Below are 6,921 nucleotides of genomic sequence, written 5' to 3'. Positions count from 1 at the left end.
GTACCGCTAGACATGGCGTCTTGAGTGATATTGGCAGATGAAGAGAAAGTGGATGAGTTTTGGAAGACATCCACTAGGTTGCTAGAGCCAGCACCCGAAGCAGTTTGGTCGATGATGATATCCCCCAATGCATCGGTACGTTGTAGCGTAGTAGCGGTATTGGAAGAGTTGTCGATTGCATCTTGAGTGATTTCGGCATTAGAGCCAAGAGCGTTGAGGTCTTCTTGGGTAACGGTAGCAGTATTGGTGGCACTGAAAGCGGCTGTTTGGTCTACAGATGCAGTCGCGTCATTTCCTTTTTGAGTGACAGTAGCGGTGTTTGTACCCGCATTTTGGGCATCTTGAGTGATGGTCGCATCGCTCATGTTAGCAGTAGACTGCTGAGTAATAGTAGCGCTATTGGAGCTACCTGAGCCGTCGGCCATTTGGTCGATAGTGGCTGTTTGGTCATCCCCAGACTGAGTGATAGTGGCTGAGTTGTCAGCACTTGCCATTGCATCTTGAGTGATAGTAGCACTGTTGTTATCGGTTTCATCTTCTTGCACTATTTTGGCAGTGTTGGTGCTACCGGCACCAGTACCAGTTTGGGTGATTTTGGCGACAAGGTCATTTTCATCTTGCTCAACATCAGCGTAGTTTTCAGCACCAGCTTGCGCGTCTTGAGAAATATTAACTGAAGAATCGTCGGTATCCTCATCTTGCTCAACATAAGCGTCATTGGTGCTACCAGCTCCTGCCGCAGTTTGGGTGATGGTAACGCCAGAGTCTTCACCATATTGATAAACTTCCACATCATTCTCACCACCGGAAGTAGCCGTCTGAGTGATAGTAACTGTATTTTCATTTTGCTCTTGGTAGATATAAGCGTAGTTGTCGCTATCGGTGCCATCGGCGGTCTGGGTAACAGTTGCTTTTTGATCGTCGTCATACTGGTCAATGTAGACATAGTTGTTACCCGTAGCACTTGCCGTTTGGGTTACAGTAGCACTGTTATCATAATCATATTGGTATATATCCGCATCATTTTCACTTCCTGTACCAGTGGCTGTTTGGGTAACAGTAGCAGTATGTCCTTCGTCTTCTTGGAATATATATACGTCGTTATCCCCTGCGCTAGCAGTTTGAGTAACAGTAGCACTACTATAATCTCCATCTTGATCAATACCTGCGTTGTTTACCCCAGCACCAGTGGCATCTTGGGTGATTGATGCTTCTGAATCATCCGTAGAAGTTGTGTAATCTTGATCGATGTCGGCAGTGTTTTCACTACCAGCACCCGAAGCAGTTTGACTGACAGTTGCCTCATTGGTGCCAGAATCATCAATTTGTTGTTTAATCATGGCGTTGTTAACCCCAGCTGCTGTGGCAGTTTGAGTAACAGTAGCCACATTGGCATAATCTTGGCTATCTTGGATGATGCCAAAGTTATTGACAGAACCAGCACCGTCTGCGTTTTGAGTAAGATCTACGGTATTACTACCAGTTCCAGAGAATCCTTGAGTCAAGGGGCTAACATTGTTGACACCCCCGTTGGTAGTAGTCTGATTGTTGTTGAATACGTTTTGTGAGAAGGCGGCCATGGTAAAAAGAAGCCCTGCCACTGTGAGTGTGAGTTTTTTCATAAAATGAATGTTGAATAATGATGATAAATGTGTGTGTTATTTACTGATAATATATGATATACGAACAAATCTACACAGAATATTTTAAGAAAGGATATAAATGTTATTGGAAAAGTATAAAAAATTATCGAATGGAATAATTTCGCAAATGAAAAGTTAGGTATGTGTCAGATAATCAGCTTTTTGTGTGGTTACTTTTCGGAAGCTGTGATACTAGTTTGAATAAAGAGGCAACACTGTTTAGGGTGATTACTTTATTCTCCTTTACTAATATGAATACAGGGTGGTTTAGAAGATACTACAATTAAGTTGCATGAAGAGGGACTTTGTGAGACATACAATATATACTAAAAAGAAGCTCCTGCTTAATCCTAGAATGATGTAGCATCTTAAGTTATTTGAGGTTTGAGATTGTATTCGGGAGAAATACTAAATAAACAAACTATGAAACACATACATGATAGTATATTATTTTTACAAAAAAGACAGAGTTAAGGAAAATATGATTAAGTTAATAAAAAACTTTAAAAGATATATTTTGAAGAAAAGAAATAGTTAAAAGTCAATAACGAAAAGTAATAGATTATTAATATTAATTTCAAATGAGTGTGTAAGCGGTCTTGTTGTTTTTGTGACTAAATTGAGAAGGTTTGGTTAATATAGGTAGGAGTTGAGATACAAAATTACCATATTAGAGTAATTTAAAGCACAATGATTATACTTTTAAGTCAATGGAAAAGAATTTTGTTGATAACTTTTTGAGTATCCAATGACGGCCAAAAGGCTCAGCCATAAATCTAAATTCAGATATAAAGTGCCAGAGGTAAGGCCTAAAAGGAAAATAGTGATACTGAGGGCATATACAGATAGTATAGACGGTGGAATATCAACAAAAAGTACTTTGTAAAGGGCTTTAAAGTAATCGCGAATAAAAAAAAAGAAAAAAAAAGCACCAATCAAGCCAGTTGCCATCAAAACTTCTAGGAATATATTATGAGCATGATAGCTATCAAAATTGTTGACAAATTGATCTCCTATAAGTGGACTTTGAAGAAATTGACTCCATGCGGCGGAATATTCAAAAACTCGTTCTTCATTGTCGGTGTTGTTGATGTTGTCAATAGTAGTGATAACTCTCCTAAAAGCTTCTATATTTTCTAACGTTTCATTGCCTATAAATATAATTAATGCTGCTATAATAATAGTAGTGGTTGCGAGATATTTTAACAAATTTTTTAGGCTTTTCGCTTTAAAGTTTTTTACAAAAAGAAAGAAGGATATTACTAGAATCATATTTAAAATGGGGCCGCGAGATCCTCCTAAAAGTAGTAATATAAATCCAATGACAAAACTTATATAATAAAGATATTTTTTTACTTTTAGGTCTTTGTTAAATAATAAGTGGCCAATGCTAATAGCTGTAAGTTGTTGCCCAACGAGAGCGAAGGTGATAGGGTTTAAAATGAAACCTTCAGTTTCGTCTGATTTATTAACAACAATTCTAGTTTGAAATATGGCTGGTGAAAAACCGAATTCATTTATTACATAATATAATAGCTGTAGATTGCTAATTAATAGACTAATGAAGAGCCATTTTCCTAAAAATGAAAAATCTATGCTTTCTAATAAAAAACAAAAAATAAATACAGCACTTATGGTATTGTGAATAAAAAATAATATAAAAAAACTATCTTCTTGCTCATAAAACTTTATTCCTCTAACTAATACATCTACCATTACTCGTACATAAATGATAAAGCTAAAAATCAGAATAGGTAATGTATAACGTGGGAGTTTGGTGAATTTTTTTTGTAAAATTCCTAGAAAAAATAAATAAGCTAGTAAAAGAATACAAAGGACACGATATATATAACTGCCCATGGAATCAATTCCAATCATGACAGACCAAAAAGCACTAATCGGAAATCCACATATAATTGAAATAATATAGATGGACGCAATATGACTTAAATGTTTGTTAGAAAATAAAAAGCTCATTACAACTCATTAGAATGTTTAAATTTCTTTAAAAAGTACATACGGCCTTTAAGCATGTTAATACAAATATCGATAATGTCGAATATACATAAATTAATAGGGATAATTCTTTTTTGGAATGCAGCTAGTCTCACGTCTGTTTCAGAGGGCGAAAAAAGGATATCTTCCGCAAAATTTCCCCATCTTTTAGAAGGCATTAAACTAATACACATGCCAGCATGAGCAGATGGTAAAATCATGCTAGAACCGTGCACTCCTATGATAAGCTCACTTTCTGAATAGATTTGACAAAGAAAGCGCTCTGTATCATCATTGAAATCGTTGGTACGTGCGTCAGTAATAAATTTGGGAAATAACATCCATTTCCCAAAGCCAGCTACTGTATAGATGAAGCGATTGCCAAACTCTTTTTTGAGAAAGAAAAAAAGTGTCACTATTCTTAAATAATGAAAAGGTAATAATATTTTTTTTAAACCTAATTTTTCAAATCCTTTAAGGATATAGATATTTCTAATCCAAAGCCTACCGGGGTCTTGGCGCCATATAAAAGTAATACGAGGGCGGGTAGGAGGTATATCAAAGTTAAACGGAGGTATTTTGGTGAATTCTTGAATATTAATAGGAGTATTGGTTGGGATGAGATGCCCATGACTTAAAAAAACTTGTTCAAACCTCTGTAATTCTTTATGAATAGCCATGTTTAGATATTCATTATAATAAGTCATTTGTTTGAAGGAAGCGTTTACGGTCCATATTTCGGCAATTCCTTCTTGCGGTAACATCCATTTAAACATAGGTTGAATTATTACAACTATCCCAAGTGTAGAATTAGAGTTTAATTTTATGATTCGTTGTAGATTAAATAGTACTAATACAGCATGCCCGTATACAAACTCTAAACAATTTAAGATAATTATTTTTTTATTATGAGTATTTACTTGAATATTTAGGGATATATCGTCTTTGACGGGAGTTAAAATGGATGATAAAGGCTTATTGAGCCAAGCATCTTTGCTTGGTTGCCAATCAAGTTTATAAACACTTTTTGTATCTTTTTCAACAATTCTTGTTTCTAAAAGAGATTGTCCAGTTGGTATATTTTGTAGAAAATTTTTGTTACAATTCTTACACGTAATATCCACACAAACATGTTGACCTTGCCAGATAATCTCTCCAAATATTAGATCTTTAGATCCACATTTACAAATTGAGTTGAGAGTGACTTGAGCAGGTTTGATTTCTATCATTATACAGATTTATGCTTAATGTTATTTTTTTATCATTTCAAAGATACCACATCCAAATATGCATCCGAAATTGTGTTCAATTTCACGGTCAGTGAGTGCTACATTTTTAAATAGATCTCCTTTGTCATTGACATAAGAAAAATGAATAATGTCATATTTTTTATTAAACAATTCTAGTAAGTATTTTACACTAAATACTCTATGAGCATTAAACTCAATACGCTGAGGGCCGATAGGGGTTGAAAAGTAAAAATGACCTCCTGGTTTAAGTATTTGATATATATTTTCTAATCCCTTGAGATGTCCATCAATGTCAATGGGATCATTGTAGCGACCTAGACCAAAATGCTCAATGACATGGAGGCAAGAAATAGAGTCAGTATAGTGAATTAAATTTTGGTCAAGATGCATAAGATCTGCTTGAATAAATTTGACATTATAAATATAATCTGGAAGTGATCGAATATCAAATACTTCTATTTTCCTAAAGGAAGCTACATGTGCTACAAATCCATCCACCCTTGACGCTATATCGACATGGTTAACTGGCTGATTTTGAAATATACGTTGAGCGATTAGAAGATCTTGATGAAAATAATGACCTGAAGCAATACCACTAGTAGAAAACTTTTCGTTTAACACTGGATATTTTTTTCCAAAAGGAAATTCGTTTTTATTTTTAGATTCTATTTGTTTTTTCAAAGATTTTAAATCTTTGAAGTACCAAACGAGTCCTTTGATGTTTTCCAAGAGTATACTAGGGTAAAACCCTAAAAACTGAATTAACGCTTTAAATCTTTTAAGCATTTTATTTTATTTTTTAATGAATAAAGCCCTTAATAGAATCCGAAAAATATGATAGCAGGATACGAGTGGTGCTTGAGAATAACTTGCTTTTTTTAACCAAAGAGAAGCATCGTATACATTACTAATTTCATAAATATTGCCATCAATAATCACATTTTCTTTTACACTTTTCAAAATAGATAACAAAACCGTGAATTTATTTTTAGGTTTTACGGGGTATTTAGCAATTAATGCTTCGATTTCAGCTGATAAATGATGCTTTTGCCCAAACTCTCTTAGATAATCCACAGTCATGTTGTATTTTACAGTTCCGGTTTTGACGTCAATTTTGAGGGTTTGTTCTATATAAGTTAGGATATCAAGCTTAGTATTTTGATGAAAACCCCATTTCTGAGCTTGAGCTATACATTCAAGCATGATAATCTCAATGGAAGGAATGAAACGTATGTAGTCTTCGTGAAAAGGGAGATTGTCTTCTTTAATAAACTTCTCAGCAGCGTCTGATTTCTTTTTTTCAGGCGAAAATTGAGCAGTACCTCCACTATGCCCTGACCCACCATTGATTGCAATTTTATCATCTGTAACATAATAATAGTCTATCATTTCTGGTATAACCAAGCTAGAATAAACGTCAGGAATCATAGAATGAAAAAAACGGCCTTCGGAACGTTCTTTTATTTTATTGATAACATTGATGTGTACAAATCCTTTATAAAGAAAGGGAAGCTCAGTATAGTTTTTTTTAAAAGATAATACATCCCTGAGAGCTTCTTTAGACGAAATTACCTGATTGACTTTGGTTTTTGGTATAGATAATACATTTTTATAAAAATCAGAGATATTGTTTGGCCATCCATAAAAAACATTGTAAACACAAACTGCTTCTACCTTATATGTATTGACAATCTCATTTACTCGACCAATAGCATCAGGTGTAAAAGCATCATCATCTCCTAAAAATGTTACGAAACCTTCCTCTACATGACTAAGAGCAAATTCCCAGTTTTGACTCATCCCAGTGCGTTTATTGGTATTGATGTACTTTACTCTAGGGTCTTTGAACGATTGGACTATTTCATGGGTGTTATCAAAACTACAATTGTCACTAACTATGATTTCTAAGTTAGGATAGTTTTGTTGGAGGGCTGTTTTGAGAGTCCAATATAGGGTATCAGGCCGTTCCCTTGTAGGAATAATGATCGTAAATTTATGTTGAATCATAATCTGTACTGGGCGAATTGATCAAA

Annotated in this window: 5 protein-coding genes; all 5 read right to left on the bottom strand. The window is 34.6% G+C overall.

Annotated features, from left to right (window positions below):
- Positions 1-1,622, bottom strand: a 1,622-nt coding sequence (locus G563_RS36565) for a beta strand repeat-containing protein (RefSeq protein ID WP_037328869.1), incomplete at its 3' end; no start/stop codon positions are given.
- Positions 1,623-2,345: 723 nt separating this feature from the next.
- Positions 2,346-3,620 carry an O-antigen ligase family protein gene (locus tag G563_RS0133160; RefSeq protein ID WP_028669125.1) on the bottom strand — a complete coding sequence of 425 codons (1,275 nt, stop codon included), beginning with the start codon at positions 3,618-3,620 and terminating at the stop codon, positions 2,346-2,348.
- Positions 3,620-4,867, bottom strand: coding sequence for a hypothetical protein (locus G563_RS0133155; RefSeq protein WP_028669124.1), 1,248 nt, complete (start codon positions 4,865-4,867; stop codon positions 3,620-3,622). Before G563_RS0133155 ends, G563_RS0133160 begins: the two co-directional genes overlap by 1 nt.
- Before the next feature lie 21 nt (positions 4,868-4,888).
- Complete coding sequence (locus tag G563_RS0133150) at positions 4,889-5,674, bottom strand: DUF268 domain-containing protein (RefSeq protein ID WP_084651035.1); 786 nt, start codon at positions 5,672-5,674, stop codon at positions 4,889-4,891.
- A 6-nt stretch (positions 5,675-5,680) separates the two neighbouring features.
- Complete coding sequence (locus G563_RS37450) at positions 5,681-6,895, bottom strand: glycosyltransferase family 2 protein (RefSeq protein ID WP_028669122.1); 1,215 nt, start codon at positions 6,893-6,895, stop codon at positions 5,681-5,683.
- Positions 6,896-6,921 lie beyond the last annotated feature (26 nt).

Origin of the sequence: Runella zeae DSM 19591 (genome assembly GCF_000423565.1) — a bacterium.
GTDB lineage: Bacteria > Bacteroidota > Bacteroidia > Cytophagales > Spirosomataceae > Runella > Runella zeae.
Note: the sequence above shows the minus strand (reverse complement) of the source record. Positions and strands in the feature narration are given on the sequence as shown.